Source organism: Rhizorhabdus sp. P4_G5 (assembly GCF_056401065.1).
Window position 1 is genome coordinate 47,770 of sequence record NZ_JBFUKB010000006.1, and the last position, 16,815, is coordinate 64,584.

The 16,815-nt window shown below is 65.4% G+C and carries 20 protein-coding genes and 1 tRNA gene; 11 read left to right on the forward strand and 10 right to left on the reverse strand.

What is annotated here, in order from left to right; genetic code table 11:
- The first annotated feature begins 25 nt into the window (after positions 1–25).
- The 3 genes from AC1DQK_RS12620 to AC1DQK_RS12630 are packed head-to-tail and all read left to right on the forward strand — an operon-like array spanning position 26 to position 1,553.
- Complete coding sequence (locus AC1DQK_RS12620) at positions 26–361, forward strand: ArsR/SmtB family transcription factor (protein WP_477870979.1); 336 nt, start codon at positions 26–28, stop codon at positions 359–361.
- A gap of 11 nt (positions 362–372) precedes the next feature.
- On the forward strand, positions 373–885 hold the full coding sequence (locus tag AC1DQK_RS12625) for an arsenate reductase ArsC (protein WP_477870981.1): 513 nt from the start codon (positions 373–375) through the stop codon (positions 883–885).
- Positions 882–1,553: an aquaporin gene (locus tag AC1DQK_RS12630; RefSeq protein ID WP_477870983.1), complete on the forward strand. Its 672-nt coding sequence runs from the start codon at positions 882–884 to the stop codon at positions 1,551–1,553. Before AC1DQK_RS12625 ends, AC1DQK_RS12630 begins: the two co-directional genes overlap by 4 nt.
- Here AC1DQK_RS12630 and AC1DQK_RS12635 read toward each other — a convergent pair.
- The 4 genes from AC1DQK_RS12635 to AC1DQK_RS12650 form a co-directional block, all read right to left on the reverse strand.
- A complete protein-coding gene (locus AC1DQK_RS12635) occupies positions 1,544–1,942 on the reverse strand; it encodes a PRC-barrel domain-containing protein (protein ID WP_477870985.1) in 399 nt (132 codons plus the stop codon). The genes AC1DQK_RS12630 and AC1DQK_RS12635 overlap by 10 nt on opposite strands.
- Positions 1,943–2,535: 593 nt before the next feature.
- Positions 2,536–2,829 (reverse strand): hypothetical protein, encoded by a 294-nt coding sequence (locus AC1DQK_RS12640; protein ID WP_477870987.1) that lies wholly within the window; start codon positions 2,827–2,829, stop codon positions 2,536–2,538.
- An 85-nt stretch (positions 2,830–2,914) separates the two neighbouring features.
- Positions 2,915–4,738 (reverse strand): methyl-accepting chemotaxis protein, encoded by a 1,824-nt coding sequence (locus AC1DQK_RS12645; RefSeq protein ID WP_477870989.1) that lies wholly within the window; start codon positions 4,736–4,738, stop codon positions 2,915–2,917.
- Positions 4,739–4,962: 224 nt separating this feature from the next.
- Positions 4,963–5,039 (reverse strand) — tRNA-Pro (locus AC1DQK_RS12650).
- Between the two features lie 133 nt (positions 5,040–5,172).
- Here AC1DQK_RS12650 and yajC point away from each other — a divergent pair.
- The 4 genes from yajC to AC1DQK_RS12670 are packed head-to-tail and all read left to right on the forward strand — an operon-like array spanning position 5,173 to position 8,484.
- Positions 5,173–5,514: a preprotein translocase subunit YajC gene (gene yajC / locus AC1DQK_RS12655; RefSeq protein ID WP_477870991.1), complete on the forward strand. Its 342-nt coding sequence runs from the start codon at positions 5,173–5,175 to the stop codon at positions 5,512–5,514.
- A 7-nt stretch (positions 5,515–5,521) separates the two neighbouring features.
- A complete protein-coding gene (gene secD, locus AC1DQK_RS12660) occupies positions 5,522–7,123 on the forward strand; it encodes a protein translocase subunit SecD (RefSeq protein ID WP_477870993.1) in 1,602 nt (533 codons plus the stop codon).
- Between the two features lie 13 nt (positions 7,124–7,136).
- Positions 7,137–8,102, forward strand: coding sequence for a protein translocase subunit SecF (gene secF, locus AC1DQK_RS12665; RefSeq protein ID WP_477870995.1), 966 nt, complete (start codon positions 7,137–7,139; stop codon positions 8,100–8,102).
- Between the two features lie 4 nt (positions 8,103–8,106).
- Complete coding sequence (locus AC1DQK_RS12670; protein WP_477870997.1) at positions 8,107–8,484, forward strand: MTH938/NDUFAF3 family protein; 378 nt, start codon at positions 8,107–8,109, stop codon at positions 8,482–8,484.
- A gap of 12 nt (positions 8,485–8,496) precedes the next feature.
- Here the strand turns inward: AC1DQK_RS12670 and AC1DQK_RS12675 are convergent, their stop codons facing one another.
- The gene (locus AC1DQK_RS12675; RefSeq protein ID WP_477870998.1) at positions 8,497–9,681 is read right to left on the reverse strand and encodes a glycosyltransferase; all 1,185 of its coding nucleotides are present in this window, start codon (positions 9,679–9,681) and stop codon (positions 8,497–8,499) included.
- A gap of 87 nt (positions 9,682–9,768) precedes the next feature.
- Here AC1DQK_RS12675 and AC1DQK_RS12680 point away from each other — a divergent pair, with 87 nt between their 5' ends.
- The 4 genes from AC1DQK_RS12680 to AC1DQK_RS12695 all read left to right on the forward strand — a co-directional run bounded on the left by AC1DQK_RS12680 (position 9,769) and on the right by AC1DQK_RS12695 (position 12,453).
- Positions 9,769–10,548, forward strand: coding sequence for an outer membrane protein assembly factor BamD (locus AC1DQK_RS12680; RefSeq protein WP_477871000.1), 780 nt, complete (start codon positions 9,769–9,771; stop codon positions 10,546–10,548).
- A 294-nt stretch (positions 10,549–10,842) separates the two neighbouring features.
- On the forward strand, positions 10,843–11,841 hold the full coding sequence (locus AC1DQK_RS12685) for a flagellar motor switch protein FliM (RefSeq protein ID WP_477871002.1): 999 nt from the start codon (positions 10,843–10,845) through the stop codon (positions 11,839–11,841).
- Positions 11,838–12,155 (forward strand): flagellar motor switch protein FliN, encoded by a 318-nt coding sequence (fliN, locus tag AC1DQK_RS12690; RefSeq protein WP_340317100.1) that lies wholly within the window; start codon positions 11,838–11,840, stop codon positions 12,153–12,155. Before AC1DQK_RS12685 ends, fliN begins: the two co-directional genes overlap by 4 nt.
- Before the next feature lie 10 nt (positions 12,156–12,165).
- Complete coding sequence (locus AC1DQK_RS12695; protein WP_477871004.1) at positions 12,166–12,453, forward strand: FliO/MopB family protein; 288 nt, start codon at positions 12,166–12,168, stop codon at positions 12,451–12,453.
- A 63-nt stretch (positions 12,454–12,516) separates the two neighbouring features.
- On the opposite strand, the gene dxs is transcribed toward AC1DQK_RS12695, so the two are convergent.
- The 5 genes from dxs to fdhD all read right to left on the reverse strand — a co-directional run bounded on the left by dxs (position 12,517) and on the right by fdhD (position 16,812).
- Positions 12,517–14,436, reverse strand: coding sequence for a 1-deoxy-D-xylulose-5-phosphate synthase (gene dxs, locus AC1DQK_RS12700; RefSeq protein ID WP_477871006.1), 1,920 nt, complete (start codon positions 14,434–14,436; stop codon positions 12,517–12,519).
- A 47-nt stretch (positions 14,437–14,483) separates the two neighbouring features.
- Entirely contained in the window at positions 14,484–14,960 is a 477-nt protein-coding gene (locus tag AC1DQK_RS12705) for a Fur family transcriptional regulator (protein ID WP_477871008.1), read from the reverse strand.
- 62 nt (positions 14,961–15,022) lie between these two features.
- Entirely contained in the window at positions 15,023–15,391 is a 369-nt protein-coding gene (locus AC1DQK_RS12710; RefSeq protein ID WP_477871010.1) for a MerC domain-containing protein, read from the reverse strand.
- Between the two features lie 102 nt (positions 15,392–15,493).
- The gene (gene mobA, locus AC1DQK_RS12715; protein WP_477871012.1) at positions 15,494–16,033 is read right to left on the reverse strand and encodes a molybdenum cofactor guanylyltransferase; all 540 of its coding nucleotides are present in this window, start codon (positions 16,031–16,033) and stop codon (positions 15,494–15,496) included.
- Positions 16,030–16,812, reverse strand: a complete 783-nt coding sequence (gene fdhD, locus AC1DQK_RS12720; RefSeq protein WP_477871410.1) for a formate dehydrogenase accessory sulfurtransferase FdhD — start codon at positions 16,810–16,812, stop codon at positions 16,030–16,032. Before fdhD ends, mobA begins: the two co-directional genes overlap by 4 nt.
- Positions 16,813–16,815 lie beyond the last annotated feature (3 nt).

The following is a 16,815-nucleotide window of genomic DNA, read 5'->3' on the forward strand; positions in this document are numbered from 1 at the left end:
TTATCGAATCGAGGCATGGTGGCCTATGCAATTCCCTGATGCCGTGGAGGCGCTCTCCGCGCTGGCCCATGGCAGCCGCCTCGCCGTCTTTCGCCTGCTCGTCCGCGCAGGCCCCGATGGCCTTGCCGCCGGTGACATTGCCCGCGAGATCGGCGCCCTGCCCAACACCCTGTCGACGCACCTGACCATCCTCGGCCATGCGGGCCTGATCCGCTCGCGTCGCGAAGGCCGCTCGGTGATCTACGCCGCCGATTATGTAGGCATGCGCGCCCTGCTTGGGTTTCTCGTCGAGGATTGCTGTGCCGGCCACCCCGAAATTTGCGGACCGGCAACCGAACTCGCCTGCTCTCCCAGAAACTGAAAGGCATAAGCATGAGCGCGTCCTACAATGTGCTGTTCCTCTGCACCGGCAACAGCGCCCGCTCGATCCTCGCCGAGTGCATCATGAACCGGATCGGCGCGGGCAAGTTCACGGCGTTTTCCGCAGGCTCCTTCCCCAAGGGCGTGGTGCACCCGCACGCGATCAGGCTCTTGAACAGCCTGGGCTACGAGACGGCCGGTCTCCGCTCGAAAAGCTGGGACGAATTCGCGGGCGCAGACGCGCCGCCCATCGATTTCATCATGACGGTCTGCGACAATGCCGCGGGCGAAGCCTGCCCGGTCTGGCCGGGCCAGCCGATCCGCGCACATTGGGGGATCGCCGATCCGGCGGCGGCAGAAGGATCGGATTCCCTTATCGCGCTCGCCTTCGCCGAGGCCTATCGCCAACTCCACAACCGCGTCAGCCTGTTTGCCAGCCTGCCCATGGACAGTCTCGATCGGCTGTCGATGCAGCGCCACATGGACGATATCGGTGTCGCGAGCGACATGCCCACGACGGCATGAACCTCGCTCGCCCGCTCGCCGCCGAGTTCACCGGCACCGCTCTGCTCCTCGCGATCGTCGTCGGCTCCGGCATCATGGGCGAGCGGCTGGCGGGCGGCAACGATGCGATAGCCCTGCTCGGCAACACCATCGCCACGGGGGCCGGACTGATCGTGCTGATCCACATGTTCGGCCCGATCTCCGGCGCACATTTCAATCCCGTCGTGACGCTGGCAATTCTGGTCCGGCGGCAAATCGCGCCCCGCGCGGCGATCGCCTTCGTGGTTGCGCAGTTCGCCGGGGCCGTCGGAGGGGTCTGGCTGGCCCACGCCATGTTCGCCGAACCGCTGCTCCAGCTTTCAGCCAAGCTGCGCGCAGGTCCGGCGCAGGGCCTCTCCGAGGCGGTCGCCACCTTCGGCCTGATTGGGACGATCCTGTCCACCCAGCGAAGTCGCCCAGAGTTTACGCCAGCCGCGGTCGGGCTCTATATCACCGCGGCCTATTGGTTCACCGCATCGACATCCTTCGCCAACCCCGCTGTGACGGTTGCCCGCAGCCTGTCGGACAGCTTCGCCGGCATAGCCCCCGTATCGGCACCGATGTTCGTCGCCGGCCAGATCGTCGGCACGCTCGGCGGCATCCTCTTTTTCGGCTGGCTGATCGAAGCCGATTCTCCGCGTCACCAATAGGGCATCGGCCCATAGGCACTATAATATTGGAAAATCTGCTGTTCATAGCCCCGATGGCTGGGGCCGCCCAGCGAGACGAGTTCGTCGCGCCCATAATGCGGCGCGCCTTTCAGCTCAGCCCGGTCCAGCGGGACGACATAACCGCCGCGGGCAGGATCATAGTCGAGCATCGACCAGGGTATCGGGTGAAATTTCTCTCCGATGCCCAGGAAACCGCCGAACGACATGATCGCGTAGATCACCGTGCCGCTGACCCGCTCGATCGACAGGTCGTCGACATGGCCGATCGCCTCTCCTTCTTGATTGAAGACCGCGGCGCCTTGAACACGACTGCCCAGGATAAGCCGGTGGCTCGGATTGGCGCCGGCCTCGGACATAGGCTCTTCCATGATTCCATCCTCCTGCCCCCAACCGCGTAGAGCGATGATCGAGTGGCGGGGCGATATCGCGCGCCTTCCATAAACACAGTGCATCGCCGAACGTTCCAGCCGATTTCGGCTGGGAAACGGCCGGAACGGCTCCGTCACCGGACATAGTTGATCTGGTTCGACGCGGGCTGAAGTGATATAGGTCAAGTGGTTGCTTGGCGCGTCCGCTGGAAGAAGGTGGCGCAGGAGGCCAACAGCCTTTTGAGGAGCCATGCGCGTCGGCGATGTGGCCCCAAACCGCACGATGATCGGTCGTTGCCACATGCGAAGAAATGGCAGCGCCCCGGAGAGTAGCCATGAAAAAAATAGGCGACGAAATACATCTCGACACCCGAGAGGCCCGTGGCGGCGACACGCCACACATCGTCCGATATGTATTGATGATAAGCCTGCTTCTCGCGATACTGGGTCTGTCCGCAATATGGATCACGGGTGCGACCTTCTCGCATCCACAGCGCGGCCTTCCCGTAACGGCTGAAGAGCACGCGCTCGGAGGATAAGCGCTGGGGGAACCGCGAGCGCGGATACGCTCGCGGCTGCCGCTCCGCCCGGGATCACATCCCGTTCACGATCGCCGCCTTCTGTGCGTTTGTCATCGCGTCCGCATTGACGTCCGACTTGTCGATCGCCTTTTCCTTCGCTTCTCCGGCTTCGCGCGTCGCGTCGGCACGAGCCTGCATCATGTCCTCGGCGGTGCCGGACAAGTTGTCCGCTGCGGCGTCCATGGCGTCGGCCCGGTTGTCCATGGCCTGCCTGGCCTGATCGCCCAGCTTGTCATCGCCTTTGCCTCCGCAGGCCGCGAGCCCAAGGCAGGCCGCCGTCAGTCCAGCGATCTTCAGGATGTGCATGATGGTCACTCCGGTCGTTGCACCGGATCATGAGCGCTCGCTTCTGCGAAAGGTTCCCCGCCAGATGCCCCAGAAGGCCGCGGCTTCACGCCGCCCGCAACTGGGCCACGATCCGCTCCAGCTCCGCGTTGAGCCTGCCCGCATGGTCGCGCACCCGCGCACCGATCGAGCGCGTTCCGTCGGCGCTGTCGCGTACCGCCGATAGCGAACGGGCGATCGTCTCCACCGAATCATGGGTGTCGCTGGCGTGCCGGCCCACAAGCTGGCTGGCTTCGAGGATGGCAGCCGCAGTCGATTGCTGCTGGACGACCGCGCTGGCGGTGCTGTTGATCGTGGCGTTCAGGTTCTGGAGCAGACCGTGCACCTTCTCGACCAGCGAGGTGGTGGCGTGGACCGCGACTTCGACGCCCGCAACCCGCTCATGGATGTCGGTGGTGGTGCGGCGGGTCTGCATCGCAAGCCCTTTCACTTCGCTGGCCACGACCGCGAAGCCGCGGCCCGCCTCGCCCGCCCGAGCAGCCTCGATCGTGGCGTTGAGCGCGAGCAGCTTGGATTGCGCGGCGATATCCTCGATCAGCCGCGCGGCGGCGCCGATCGAATCGATCTGAGCCCGCAGGTCGCCATTGGCGTCGGTAGCCGCGCCCGACTCGGCATCGGCGAGCCGCATGGCCTGCGCCATATGTTCCGACTGTTCGCGAATATGACGCGTCGCGCGATCGAGCTCCTCGACGTTATTCTCGATCAGCCGGAGTTCCGATGCCGATGCTGCGCTGCGGGTCTGTGCCAGCTCCGACGCGCGCTTCTGGGTCTCGACCGAAGAGAGGGTGACCGCCGCGCTACGATCGAGCTCGTCGGCGCTGATAATGAGCTGCTCGATGAGCGTGCCGATCTGGGCGTGGAGCCGATCGGCGACGCCGTGTGAAATCATGCTGAGTTGCTGGCGGTGCTGTGCCTGCTCCTCGGCCTCCTTCTGCGCGATCAACTGCAGCCGTCGATTCGCCTCCTCCGCCTGGGCCAGCGCGCTCTCCGCCGAAGCGTGGGCGGTGCGCGCTTCCTCCAGTGCGACCTCGCGCCCTGCGAGGCTCTCCTCGGACAGCCGGGATTTGCTCTCCAGCGAGCGCTGGGTCGCAAGCACCGATCGGATCAACCAGCAGGACAGCCCGACGAACGCCGCGGCGCTCGCCAGGATAAGCCACGACAATTCCCGGATCGCCAGGCCGGCCGGGGACACCCGCTCCCACTGGACATGCCCGAGTGGCCGGCCATCCGCATCGTTCACCGTCAGCTCGTTGCGGGCGTCGCCCTGCGGCGGGATGCCCTGCCATGTGATGTCCGGCAATGCGAAGCTCCTGGCCCACCTGGCCAGGAGAGTTGGGTTAACGGGCTTGATCAGAACCACATAGCGCAACGGCGCCGGCGGCAGGCTTACCCCCTTGGTGAAAGGCAGGATCGCCGCGGCTGAGAAGATCGCCAGCTCGCCGTGCCGCTTGCCGGCCATCGTCACGGGCCCCGTGGCGGCGGCGTCCACGGCGCGGCGCGGCAGCCGGCGCAGAAGACGCGGCAGCACCTCCGGCGCCTCCGAGCGGAAGTCGACGGCGAACCTTGCGTTGGGGCGCACCGCATAGAGCGTCCTGCCCTGCTCATCGATCACATAGAGAGGGATGGTGCCGAGGAAGTTGGTGTCGAGCCAGCGCCGGTCGACCTGGCCATAGACATGCGCGACGGCATCGTCCCATCGCGCATAGTCCATGGTCGAGCCCGACAGCGTCGCACCCTCCTGTGCGAGCGCCCCGCGAACCATACGCAGCTTTTCGTCGGCAGCGTTCGCGTCCATCTGGATCATCAACGATCCGAGCAGAATGGCGGTCGCGACGATTCCCACGCCCACCAGCACGGCGAAGGGCAGCAAGGCAGGCGGCTGGCCGGCAACGAACGAGCGCAGCCACGCTAGGGATCGACGCAGCCAGACGGGACAGGGGATCGGTCGCATTGACATGCGCGATCTATGCGGTGCCGCATCTCACCAAAATGTTAACCACAACCGCCGACGCGGATAACCTCCGTCGAAAAACAGAGGCTTACGCGCGGCAGGCGGTGTGAGCAGCGCGAGGGGGGTAAAGCCGCTGCGATATCTGGTCGGGGCGACAGGATTCGAACCTGCGACCCCTTGACCCCCAGTCAAGTGCGCTACCAGGCTGCGCCACGCCCCGACCAAGGCTGCGCGCTTTAGGCAGGTCTTTCGTGCTTGGCAAGCGCCCGGTTGCGCCGTCCATGCGGAACGTGATAGGCGCGCGGCCACTTCGGGCTGGTTCGTGCCCGCCCTCTTTCGGGATACCTTGATCGATGTTCGCTTCACCCGCTTACGCACAGGCCGCAGGCGCGGCACCCGCCGGCGGCGGCGCCGCGATGCTCATGCAGTTCGCGCCGCTGGTTTTCATCTTCGTGATCTTCTATTTTCTGATGATCCGTCCGCAGCAGCGCAAGATGAAGGAGCACCGCCAGGCGATCGACGCGGTCCAGAAGAATGACCAGATCGTCACCGCGGGCGGCATCGTCGCCAAGGTCGTCAAGGTCGATGAACATGAGGTCGAGGCCGAGATCGCGCCCAACGTCAGGGTGAAGATCGTCAAGGGCACCATCTCCGAGGTCCGTCGCGCGGGCTCCGGCAAGCCCGCCAACGACTGAGACTCACATGCTCGATTTCCCGCGTTGGAAGATCTGGTCGATCGTCCTGTCGATGGCGCTCGGCGTGCTGCTGTCGCTGCCAAGCTTCGTGCCCGAAGCGACGATAGAGCGCTGGGGCCTCGGCAGTCTGCCACGCATCAATCTCGGCCTCGACCTTTCGGGCGGCAGCCATCTGATGCTCGAGGCGGACACCACCGATCTCGCCAAGCAGAACATAGCCAAGATGGAAGATCAGGTGCGCACCGAGATGCGCCGCGCCGATCCCCCGATCGCGATCGGCGATATCTCGACGACGGGCGGCCGCCTTTCCTTCTTCGTGCGCAATGGCGCCCAGCTCGACGCCGCGGTCGAGCGAATCCGCACGCTGACCCAGCCTTCGGGCATGAGCGGCCAGCGCGACTGGAACGTCCAGGTCGTCGATTCGACGCGGATCGTGTTGACCCCCACCGACGCCGGCCTCACCCAGGCGACCGACAGCGCGATGCAGGTCGCGACCGAAGTGGTCCGCAAGCGCATCGACGAGATGGGCACCAAGGAGCCCACCATCATCCGCCAGGGCAGCGACCGGATCATCGTCCAGGTGCCCGGCCTTCAGGATCCGGCTGCACTCAAGGCGCTGATCGGCAAGACCGCCAAGCTCGAGTTCAAGCTGGTCGACCTGACCGCCGATCCCGCCGAGGTAGCCAAGGGTCGCGCGCCCGTCGGCAGTGAAATCCTGCCCTATCCGGAGAGCCCCAGCGGCGTTCCGTTCATCGCGGTCAAGCGGCGCGCGATGCTGACCGGCGACGAACTGATCGACGCCCGGCCGAGCTTCAACAGCCAGACCAACGAGCCCGTCGTCTCGATCACCTTCAACAGCGAGGGCGGCCGCAAGTTCGCGCGGGTGACGCAGGAAAACGTCAACAAGCCTTTCGCGATGATCCTCGACAACAAGGTGCTGTCCGCGCCGAACATCAACGAGCCGATCCTCGGTGGCCAGGCGCAGATCTCAGGCCGCTTCACCACCGACAGCGCCAATCAGCTCGCCATCTCGCTGCGTTCGGGCAAGCTGCCGGTGGCGCTCAAGGTGGTCGAGGAGCGTACCGTCGGCCCGGATCTGGGCGCCGATTCGATCCGCGCCGGCACGCTCGCCAGCGTCATAGCCGCGGTCGGCGTGGTGATCTTCATGCTGGTCAGCTATGGCCGCTTCGGCTTCTATGCCGACCTTGCCGTGGTGATAAACATCTTCATCATCCTCGGCGTCATGGCGCTGATGAACGCGACCCTCACCCTGCCCGGCATTGCCGGCTTCGTGCTGACGATCGGCACCGCGGTCGATGCCAACGTGCTGATCAACGAGCGCATCCGCGAGGAGCTGCGGCGCGGGCGCAATCCTACCCAGGCCGTCGAGTTCGGCTATAAGGAAGCCAGCCGCACGATCTTCGAGGCGAACGTAACCCACGCGATTGCCGGCCTGATCATGTTCGTGCTCGGCTCGGGCCAGGTGAAGGGCTTCGCGGTCGTGCTGCTGATCGGCATTGCCACCTCGGTGTTCACGGCCGTGGTCTTCACGCGCATGATGGTCGCGATGTGGCTGCGCCGCACGCGCCCGACGATGCTGCACATATGATCGGAACAGTCCCATGCGTCTGCTGAAGCTCGTTCCCGACAATACCAATATCGGCTTCGTCCGCGTCCGGATCGTCGCCTTCGTCCTCACGGCCCTGCTGACGATCGCGTCGATCGGTGCGGTGGCCTATCATGGCCTCAATCTCGGCGTGGACTTCGTCGGCGGCCTGATGATCGAGGCCAAGTTCCCCGCCCCCCCGTCCCTCGACGCGGTTCGCCGCAATGTCGACAAGCTCGGAGTGGGCCAGGGCTCGCTTCAGCAGTTCGGCGATCCCAAGAGCGTCTCGATCCGCCTGCCCACCCCGGCGAGCACTGACGAAGGCGCCACCAATGCGGTGGTCAACAAGGTCTCGGCATCTCTTCGCGCGGAATTCCCGGGCGTCACCTTCCCCCGCTACGACACCGTCTCCGGCAAGGTCTCCGACGAGCTGATTCGCAACGGACTTTTGGCCGTGGTGCTAGCCGTGGTCGGGATCGCGATCTTCTCATGGCTGCGCTATGAATGGCAGTTCGGCGTCTCCACCTTCATCGCGATCGTCCACGACGTGCTGATGACGCTGGGCTTTTTTGCGATCACCTGGATGGAATTCGATCTCAACATCGTCGCGGCGGTGCTGACGATCATCGGTTATTCGATCAACGACAAGATGGTGATCGACGACCGCATCCGCGAGAATATGCGCAAATACCGGCAGATGGACATGAAGGCGCTGATCGACCTCTCGGTCAACGAGACGCTGCCGCGCACCGTGATGACGTCGCTGACGGTCATGCTCGCGCTCGGCGCGCTGCTGCTGTTCGGCGGCCATGTGCTGCGCGGTTTCGCGGCGGCCATGATGCTCGGCATCATCGTCGGCACTTATTCGTCGGTCTATGTGTCCTCTTCGCTGCTGATCACGCTGGGCCTCGAACCGCAGCGCTTCGCCGCCAGGCCGGACAACGCCCGCCCGAACGCCGAACGGGTCGGCCCCAAGGCCTGACGCCATGGTCAGCTTCGATCGCGAACTCCCCGCGAGCGGCCCGACCGTCCGCGGCTTCGCGGGGACGGCATTCCGCGTCGAGGACCGGATCGTGCCGGGGGGCCTTTGGCTGACCCCGGATGATGCGCGCGACTGGAATCCTCCTGCGCTGGAAGCGCTGACCGCCGCCGACGTCGCAGGCCTGCTGGCGATCGATCCGCCGCCCGAGTTCCTGCTGCTCGGCACCGGCCCGTCGATGCGCCGCCCCTCGCCCACCTTCGCCGCCGCGATCGAAGCGCTCGGCTTCGGCATCGAGGCGATGGACAGCCGTGCCGCCGCCCGCGCCTGGAATGTGCTGCGCGGCGAAGACCGCTGGGTGGTTGCGGCGCTGATGCCCCTGTAGAACCACCAGGCATCACCCGGGCTGGCGGCGCCTCTCCACCAACTGCTTCAGATGTGCGTAGAGCGCGTCGCCGTTGCGCTTCCAGGTGAAGCCCCGTGCCGCCTCCGCCACCTCGGCCTGTGACGCCGGATTCCCCAGCACTGCGGCAATGCCAGCGGCGACCGCCTCCGGTGTTCGTTCGACCAGGCGCCCTGCCGCCGGACCATCGACGAGCTCGCGCGCGCCTCCCACGTCGGTGATCACGATGGGCGTGCCGCAGGCGAGCGCCTCGACCCAGACATTGGCGAGCCCTTCCGACGCCGACGGCAGCGCCATCACGTCTGCTGCAGCCAGCAAGCCCGGCAGCTGGGCGTGCGGAAGCGCCCCGAGCAGCCGGACGCGATCCTGAAGGCCGCAGGCGGTGATCTGCGCGCCCAGCGCATCACGATCGGGACCACGCCCGGCAATGAACAGGCTCACATCCGGCAGAGCGCGCAGCGCCTCGATCACCAGCGCCTGCCCCTTGAGCGGAATGAGATTGCCGACCGTCACCACGAGCGGCCCCTCCACACCCAACCGCGCTTTGGCGGTCACGCGATCCTGGATACGGAACATCGCTTGATCGACACCGGTATGGTGGACGCTGATCCTGTCGCCCGGCAATCCCATGGCGATCATATCCTCGCGCAGCGCCGCCGACACTGCCAGCATCCCGTCAGCCGCCTGCCCGGCCGCGACGATTTTGCCGCGGCAGCCCGGCATATGACCCCACAGGTGAATGTCGCTGCCCCGCGCCTTGATCGAGACCGGTACGCCATAGCGCCGACCGAGCCGCACCGCCGCCGGTCCATCCGGATAGAAGAATTGCGTGTCGATCACGTCGAACGCGAATTCCTCCCTCAGCGCGTCGAGCACCGGGAGAAGGCCCCACCACAGGCTCCATGGATTGATTCGTCCACCGATCAGGGGCAGCGCAGGAAAGCTCGGCCGGCGCACGTCCAATCCATCCCACTCCTCGCGCAGCGGCAGCGCCGCCAGAGCGCGATAGGCCGGATGGCGCCGCGCGAGGGCGGTCGGCGGCATTGCCAGCGGCGCCACGACCTTCACCTCGACATCCGGGTGCGCAGCGAGAGCGCGGGTCTGCCGCTCGACGAATCCTCCAAAGCCGGGACGGGTGTGATCCGGGAATAAGGTCGATAATGTCAGCACGCGCAGCATCGGATCATCTTAGCCGCTTGGCGCCGCGGCGCACCCCCTGTTCGCGGCCATTGCGGCGGTGGCGATTGGGCCCTAAAGAAACCGCCTATGCTGCGTAAAGCCACCCGTCCGATCGCCTTGATGATCGCTGCCGCCCTTGTTGCTCCACTGGCCGGCTGCGCCACCAGCAAGAACAAGGGCGATACCAAATATGTCGCCCGGGATGTCGACACGCTCTACAATGCGGCCAAGGAACGGCTCGACCGCCGTCAGTACAAGCTGGCGGCCGCCTTGTTCGACGAGGTGGAGCGGCAGCATCCCTATTCGGTCTGGGCTCGCCGCGCACAGCTGATGAGCGCCTTTTCCTACTATCTGGCCCGCCAGTACACCGAATCGATCGGCTCCGCGCAGCGCTTCGTTGCGATCCATCCGGGCAACCGCGACGCGCCCTATGCGCTCTATCTGATCGCCATAGATTATTATGAGCAGATCCAGGACGTCACCCGCGATCAGAAGCTGACCCAGCAGGCGCTCGACGCGATGAACGAGCTGATCCGCCGCTACCCCGAATCGCGTTACGCCGCCGATGCGCGGGTAAAGACCGACCTGATCAAGGATCATCTTGCCGGCAAGGAAATGGAAATCGGCCGCTTCTATCAGCGGCGTGGCGACTGGCTGGCCTCGGTCATTCGTTTCCGCACCGTGATCGATCAGTATGACACGACCAGCCACGCCCCGGAGGCGCTGATGCGGCTGACCGAAAGCTATCTGGAGCTGGGCATCCCGGTCGAGGCCGAACGCGCTGCCGCGGTGCTGGGTACGAACTACCCCGGCAGCAAATGGTATGAGCATGCCTATCAGCTCATCCGCAAGAAGGGCGCGGCATAGGTCGTTAGGGGCTTCTCCAGCCACGCCGTCATCCCAGCGAAAGCTGGGATCTCGTTTTTTCTTGCTCGTACAGGGGACTCAAAGGCAGCGAGATCCCAGCTTTCGCTGGGATGACTGTCTTCAGGTCGCCGCGCTCAAGGTTCACCGGGGAGCCCCTCGGCGGGTTGACGACGTGAACCTGAAGCCTCCTTTCAACAAAAGCCTAACCGCGTCTCGACGTTTCATTAACCACCTCAGCTCTATACCGATTCCACCGGCAGAACCGGCTTTCGTCTTAGGGCATTCGCAAATTAGATGACGCGCGCAGCTTCCAGTCTTTCGGGTGACGAGGTCGCCGCGCTGATGGATGAGCTCAGCGATATCTCGTTCGACCAGGCCGACGCTGCGGAAGCGCCGCTCGCCCTGCAGCCGCAGGCCGTCGAGTCTTTCGCGCTCGGCCAGCGCAAGGATCGGCCGATTGCCCAGCTTGCGCACCTGGAGCGCACCAACGAGCGGATAGCCCGACGACTGCGCGACGTGATCGAACCGATCGCCCAGGCCCGCGCCAAGGTCGACGCCATCCCGCTGGAGACGCGCCGCTTCGACGAGTGGCAGCGCAACCAGACCGATTATATGAGCCTGAGCCTCTTTCGCGTCCGCCCCGTCAAAGGGATGATGATGATCGCGATCGATCCGGCGTTCATCACCAACATGGTGGATGCCTTCTATGGCGGCACCGGTAGCGGCCTCGCGGCCAAGGGCGGCGAGTTCACGCCTTCGGAGCAACGGCTTCAGAAACGCCTGATCACTGCCATTGCCGATGTGCTCACCAGGAGCTGGGGCGAAACCCATCCGCTGCAGTTCGAGTTCGCCGCCCACGAGACCAACGCCGACTTCGCGAACATGGTGCGCCCCGACGAAGCCGTCGTCGCGCAGAGCTTCACGATCAAGGCCGGCATGTCCCGCTCGACCCGCATCGAGATCCTTTATCCGCTCGCGATGCTCCAGCCGATCGAGGATGCGATCGCGTCGCGATCCCAGGCCGGTGCCGGCGGCGACGACCACGAATGGAAGAACAAGCTACTCGGCGCGCTCGATAATGTGGCGCTTCCGGTGCGGTCGGTGCTGGCTCGCCCCGAAATGACGGTGGCCCAGCTGCTGGCGCTCAAGCCGGGCGATGTCATACCGATCACGCTGTCGCAGACCGTGCCGCTGCTCGTCGGCAACCGCCGCTTTGCCGAAGGTACCATCGGCGAGCAGGAAGGCCGCGCGGCCATGATGATAGAGAATCTCAACAAGGGTCTATTGAAATGAGCGATATGTCCGACGTTCCCGCTGTCCCGGGCGATCTGTCGAGCCGCGCCAATTACCGGCTGCTCGCAGATATCCCACTGCGGCTCTCGGTCGAGGTCGGCAGCACCTCGTTGCGTCTCGCCGAGCTGATGGATCTGAACTCGGGAAGCGTGGTCGAGCTCGATCGCCAGTCCAACGAGCTTCTCGACATCATGGTGAACGGCACGCTCGTCGCAAAGGGCGAGGTAGTGACAGTCAACGGAAAATTCGGAATAAGGGTGGTCGACGTGGTCGCTGCCGATGCGCGGCTGTCGGGGATAGAACGCCGCCAATGATGCTTCGCCAATGATGATAGACTATTTGTTGAAACTGTTCCTGCTGGTCCCCCTCGTCGGTGGACTGGCATACGGATCATTGTGGCTGTGGCGGAAGGTCCAGCCGGGCATCGCCATCGGCAACAGGCAGCGATCGCTCAAGATCGTCGACGCAATTCCGATGGGCGCCACCGGCCGATTGGCCGTGGTCGAGTTCGCCAACCGCCATATCCTGGTTTCCGTCTCGCGCGGCCGGATCGAAAAGCTGGCTGAAGCACCCGCCGATGGCGTGTTCGTGCTGCCGGACGAGGACGTTTAGGCCTTACACGCCCACCGTCATGCTGAAACGAGTTCAGCATTACGGCTCCCAGCTGATTAGCCGCTACGCCCGCACTTCCAGTCCGGTGCTGTTGCGGTGAAGCGCCGCCAGCACCGTGGCCACGATCGACTCGGCATCAAGTCCGGCATCGGCATATTGTTTCTCGGGCTTGTCATGCTCCTGGAAGACGTCGGGCAGGCGCAGCGTTCTGAGTTTCAGTCCGTTGTCGATCAGGCCGAGGTCCGACGCGAGTGTCAGCACATGCGCGCCGAGGCCGCCGATCGCGCCTTCCTCGACAGTCACCGCCACTTCGTGACTGGTCAGCAGCTGCCGGATCATCACCTCGTCGAGCGGCTTGGCGAAGCGCAGGTCGGCCACGCTGGTCGACAGGCCAAGCGCCTCGAGTTGGTCGGCCGCGCGCAGCGCCTCGCCGAGCCGCGTACCAAGCGATAGGATCGCGACGGTCTTGCCTTCGCGCACCAGCCTGCCCTTGCCGATCTCCAGCCGTTCGGGAACCGCCGGCAAGGCCGCGCCGACGCCGTTGCCGCGCGGGTAGCGCAGCGCGATCGGCCCGCTGTCATGGAGCGCGGCGGTATGCACCATGTGACAGAGCTCGGCCTCGTCCGCCGCCGCCATCACCACGAAATTGGGCAGGGTCGCCAGATAGGTGATGTCGAAGCTGCCGGCATGGGTCGACCCATCGGCACCGACCAGTCCCGCACGGTCGATCGCGAAGCGGACGGGCAGGTTCTGGATCGCGACATCATGGACGACCTGGTCATAGGCGCGCTGCAGGAAAGTCGAATAGATAGCGCAGAACGGGCGATAGCCTTGCGCGGCCAGGCCGGCGGCAAAGGTGACCGCATGCTGCTCGGCAATGCCCACATCGAAGCTGCGCGCTGGATAGGCGGCGCCGAACTTGTCTAGTCCGGTGCCTGACGGCATCGCCGCGGTGATCGCGCAGATCGTCTCGTCGCGGGCAGCCTCACGAATCAGAGCGTCGGCGAAAACCGCCGTATAGCTGGGCGGACCAGGCGGCGACTTGGCTTGCTCGCCCGAGACCACGTCGAACTTCTGAACGCCGTGATATTTGTCGGCGGCCGCCTCGGCCGGGGCATAGCCCTTGCCCTTCTTGGTCACGGCGTGAATCAGGATTGGGCCATGATCGCTGTCGCGAACATTTTCGAACACCGGCAGCAAGTGGTCGAGATTATGCCCATCGACAGGGCCGACATAATAGAAGCCCAGCTCCTCGAACAAAGTGCCGCCGGTGGCCATGCCGCGGGCATATTCCTCGGACCGCTTGGCGAAGTCATGGAGCGGGCGCGGCAGCTTCTGGGCCACCCGCTTGGCAAGGCTGCGCATCGACAGGAACGGGCGCGACGAGACGATCTTGGCAAGATAGGCCGATAGCGCGCCGACCGGCGGTGCGATCGACATGTCGTTGTCGTTGAGGATGACGATCAGCCGGTTGCCGGCCTGCTTGGCGTTGTTCATCGCCTCATAGGCCATGCCCGCGGACATGGCGCCGTCCCCGATTACCGCGATGGCACGACCCGATGTGCCGGACAGCTTGTTGGCCACCGCGAAACCCAGCGCCGCGGAGATCGACGTGGAACTGTGCGCCGCCCCGAACGGATCATATTCGCTTTCGGAGCGCTTGGTGAAGCCGGACAGGCCATCCGGCTGGCGCAGGGTGCGGATGCGATCGCGCCGGCCGGTCAATATCTTGTGCGGATAGGCCTGGTGGCCGACATCCCAGATCAGAACATCGCGCGGCGTATCGAACACATAATGCAGCGCGACCGTCAACTCTACCACGCCGAGCCCGGCCCCCAGATGTCCGCCGGTTACCGAAACCGCCGAGATCATCTCGCGGCGCAGTTCGTCCGCGAGTTGGGTGAGCTGGCTAGGCTTGAGCTTCCTCAGGTCGGCGGGGGTGCTGACACTATCAAGCAACGGGGTCACGGGACGGTCGGTCATCCTGCTCGCCTTAACGTCATTGCCGGACCGTAGCTAGCGGAGATACGTCAGGCGGGGTCGCCTTCGGAACATTCCGCACAGCTTCCGCGCACCTCTATTACCGGGCGCAGCCGCGAAAATCCGGCCTTCTCGGCCGAGCGCCGCACCGCACTGGACAGGCCGTCGTCGTCCAGATGACTCACCCGCCCGCAGGCATCACAGACCAGGAAAATGCAATCATGCTCGCAGTCGGGATGGGCGTTGGCGATATAGGCATTGGCGCTTTCCACCCGGCGGGCGAGGTTGGCCGCAACGAACACATCAAGGATACGATAGACGCTGTTGGCGGCAACGCGGCGGCCGCTCGACCGCGAAACGGTCTCGGCCAGGTCATAAGCGGAAGCCGGGCGTTCCGCCGCGCTCAGGGCCGCGAATATCGCCGCACGCATCGGCGTCCACTGCTCGCCTGCCCGCTCGAACGCGCGTCGCGCCGCGTCGGCAAGCGACTCGCCCTTGTGCGTGCGGTGATCATGTGCAGTGGCCATGCCGGCAATTTAGGGCTTACCGCACCAAACGGCAATGATGGTGAACCCGACCGATCAGCCCGTCAGCTATGAGCACGGCCATTGAGCAGATGCGCCGCGGCGACACCGCAGACGCCGAGCATCGTGAGGCCCGCTTCCAGAAGCCCATGCGGCACGCTCAGGGCGGTTGCCATCAACGCGATTCCCGCCGTTCCCAGGATCATCGGCACGCGCCGCCGGTGCTGCAGGTAGCCGCGGCCGAGGCCCGCGATCGCCAGCACGATGGCCAGGGCCAGCCCCATCTCATGGATCGCCGGATGGAGCAGGGCACCGCCCGCGGTAGCGAGCATGGTGACAAGGACGACGCTGGCCGCACAGTGAGCAAGACACAGCGCCGACACGCCGATGGCGAGGCGGTCGAACAAGTCACGTGCGGGAGCAAAGCGGATCACGATTCTTCCTCTCGACAGGCCGAATGGCACGATCGGTCCAAAGATACAATATATCATTTCGAACGCGCGATCCGGCGTGCCCAGCCTCCCGCATGAGGCGGATCAGCGCGGTGCCTTAGGCAAGGCGCCGATGTCCCCCGGTTCGTTGATGTTGGGCAGCGGCGGCCAGTCGACCGCAGCGGCGGCCACCGATGCGGCCCACGCCCTGACGGCATGTTTGCGGTCTTCGCTCAGGAAGACGTCGAGTTGCGATGCGAGGGCGGCCGGCCAATAGCCGATGACGGGCAGCCCGGCGACATAGCAGGGACCAGGCGACATGCTGAGCCGCTCGAGCAACACCGCCGGTAGCAGCGGGGTGTCGCAGCCGACGCACAGCACGGCGGCGAACCCCTGCGCCGCGGCATGATGGAGCGCGGCATTGAGGCCTGCCAGCGGCCCCATACCAGCCTCCGGCCGGTCTGGTATCGCGAGCGCGCCGCCATAGGCCCGGCCGCAGAGCACCACGTCATCGACCAGCGGCCGCAGAGCATCGAGCGCATGCTGGACCAGCGGCTTGCCCTGCCACAGCGCCTCGGCCTTGTCCGTCCCGAAGCGGCTCGATCGCCCACCGGCGAGGACAGCGCCGAGCAGGCGCCGGCTCACGACACCACCAGCATCGCATCTGACCGGGCCAGCACGACCAGTCGCAGTTCAGCCTCGCGGGCACGCTCCATCGCCAGCGCCGTCGGTGCGGAGACCGTAACCAGGGTCGGACATCCGGCCAGCACTGCCTTCTCCACCAGTTCGAACGAGCAGCGCGACGAGAGCAGCGCAAAACCGCCATTCCACGCAATGCCCGAGCGCAGCATCGCTCCGATCACCTTGTCGAACGCATTGTGCCGACCAACATCTTCGCGGACCAGGACAATCCGCCCATCGCGGTCGCACAGCGCCGCGGCGTGGACGCCCCCGGTTTCGGCGTTCAGGGGCTGGTGGTCGGCGAGCGCAGCGAGCGCGGCGAATATCGCGGCAGCGGCCGGCGGCTGCCCTGCTTCGAGCCGCGGCAACGGGCGCAGCGCCTGTTCCAGATTCTCGATACCGCAGAGGCCGCACGACGATTCCGAGACGCGATGCCGCACGCGGTCGGCGGCGAGGCCGACGCGAGACTCCGAGAGCGTGATCCTGACCAGCACGCCGCGCTCGACGGGATGGATATCGACATCGAGGATATCGCCGGGCGCCTCGATCAGACGTTCGGAGCAGCTGAAGCCAAAGGCGAGGTCGTCGAGATCGGACGGGCTCGCCATCAGCACTGCATAGCCCAGGCCATTATACTCTATCGCCACCGGCGTCTCGTCCGCGACCGGCCGATCTACGCCCGAGGCTGCCCCCGTTGCCGCTATCCGGACGAACGGCCGTTGGCGCGCCGCCCGCAACGTCATGTC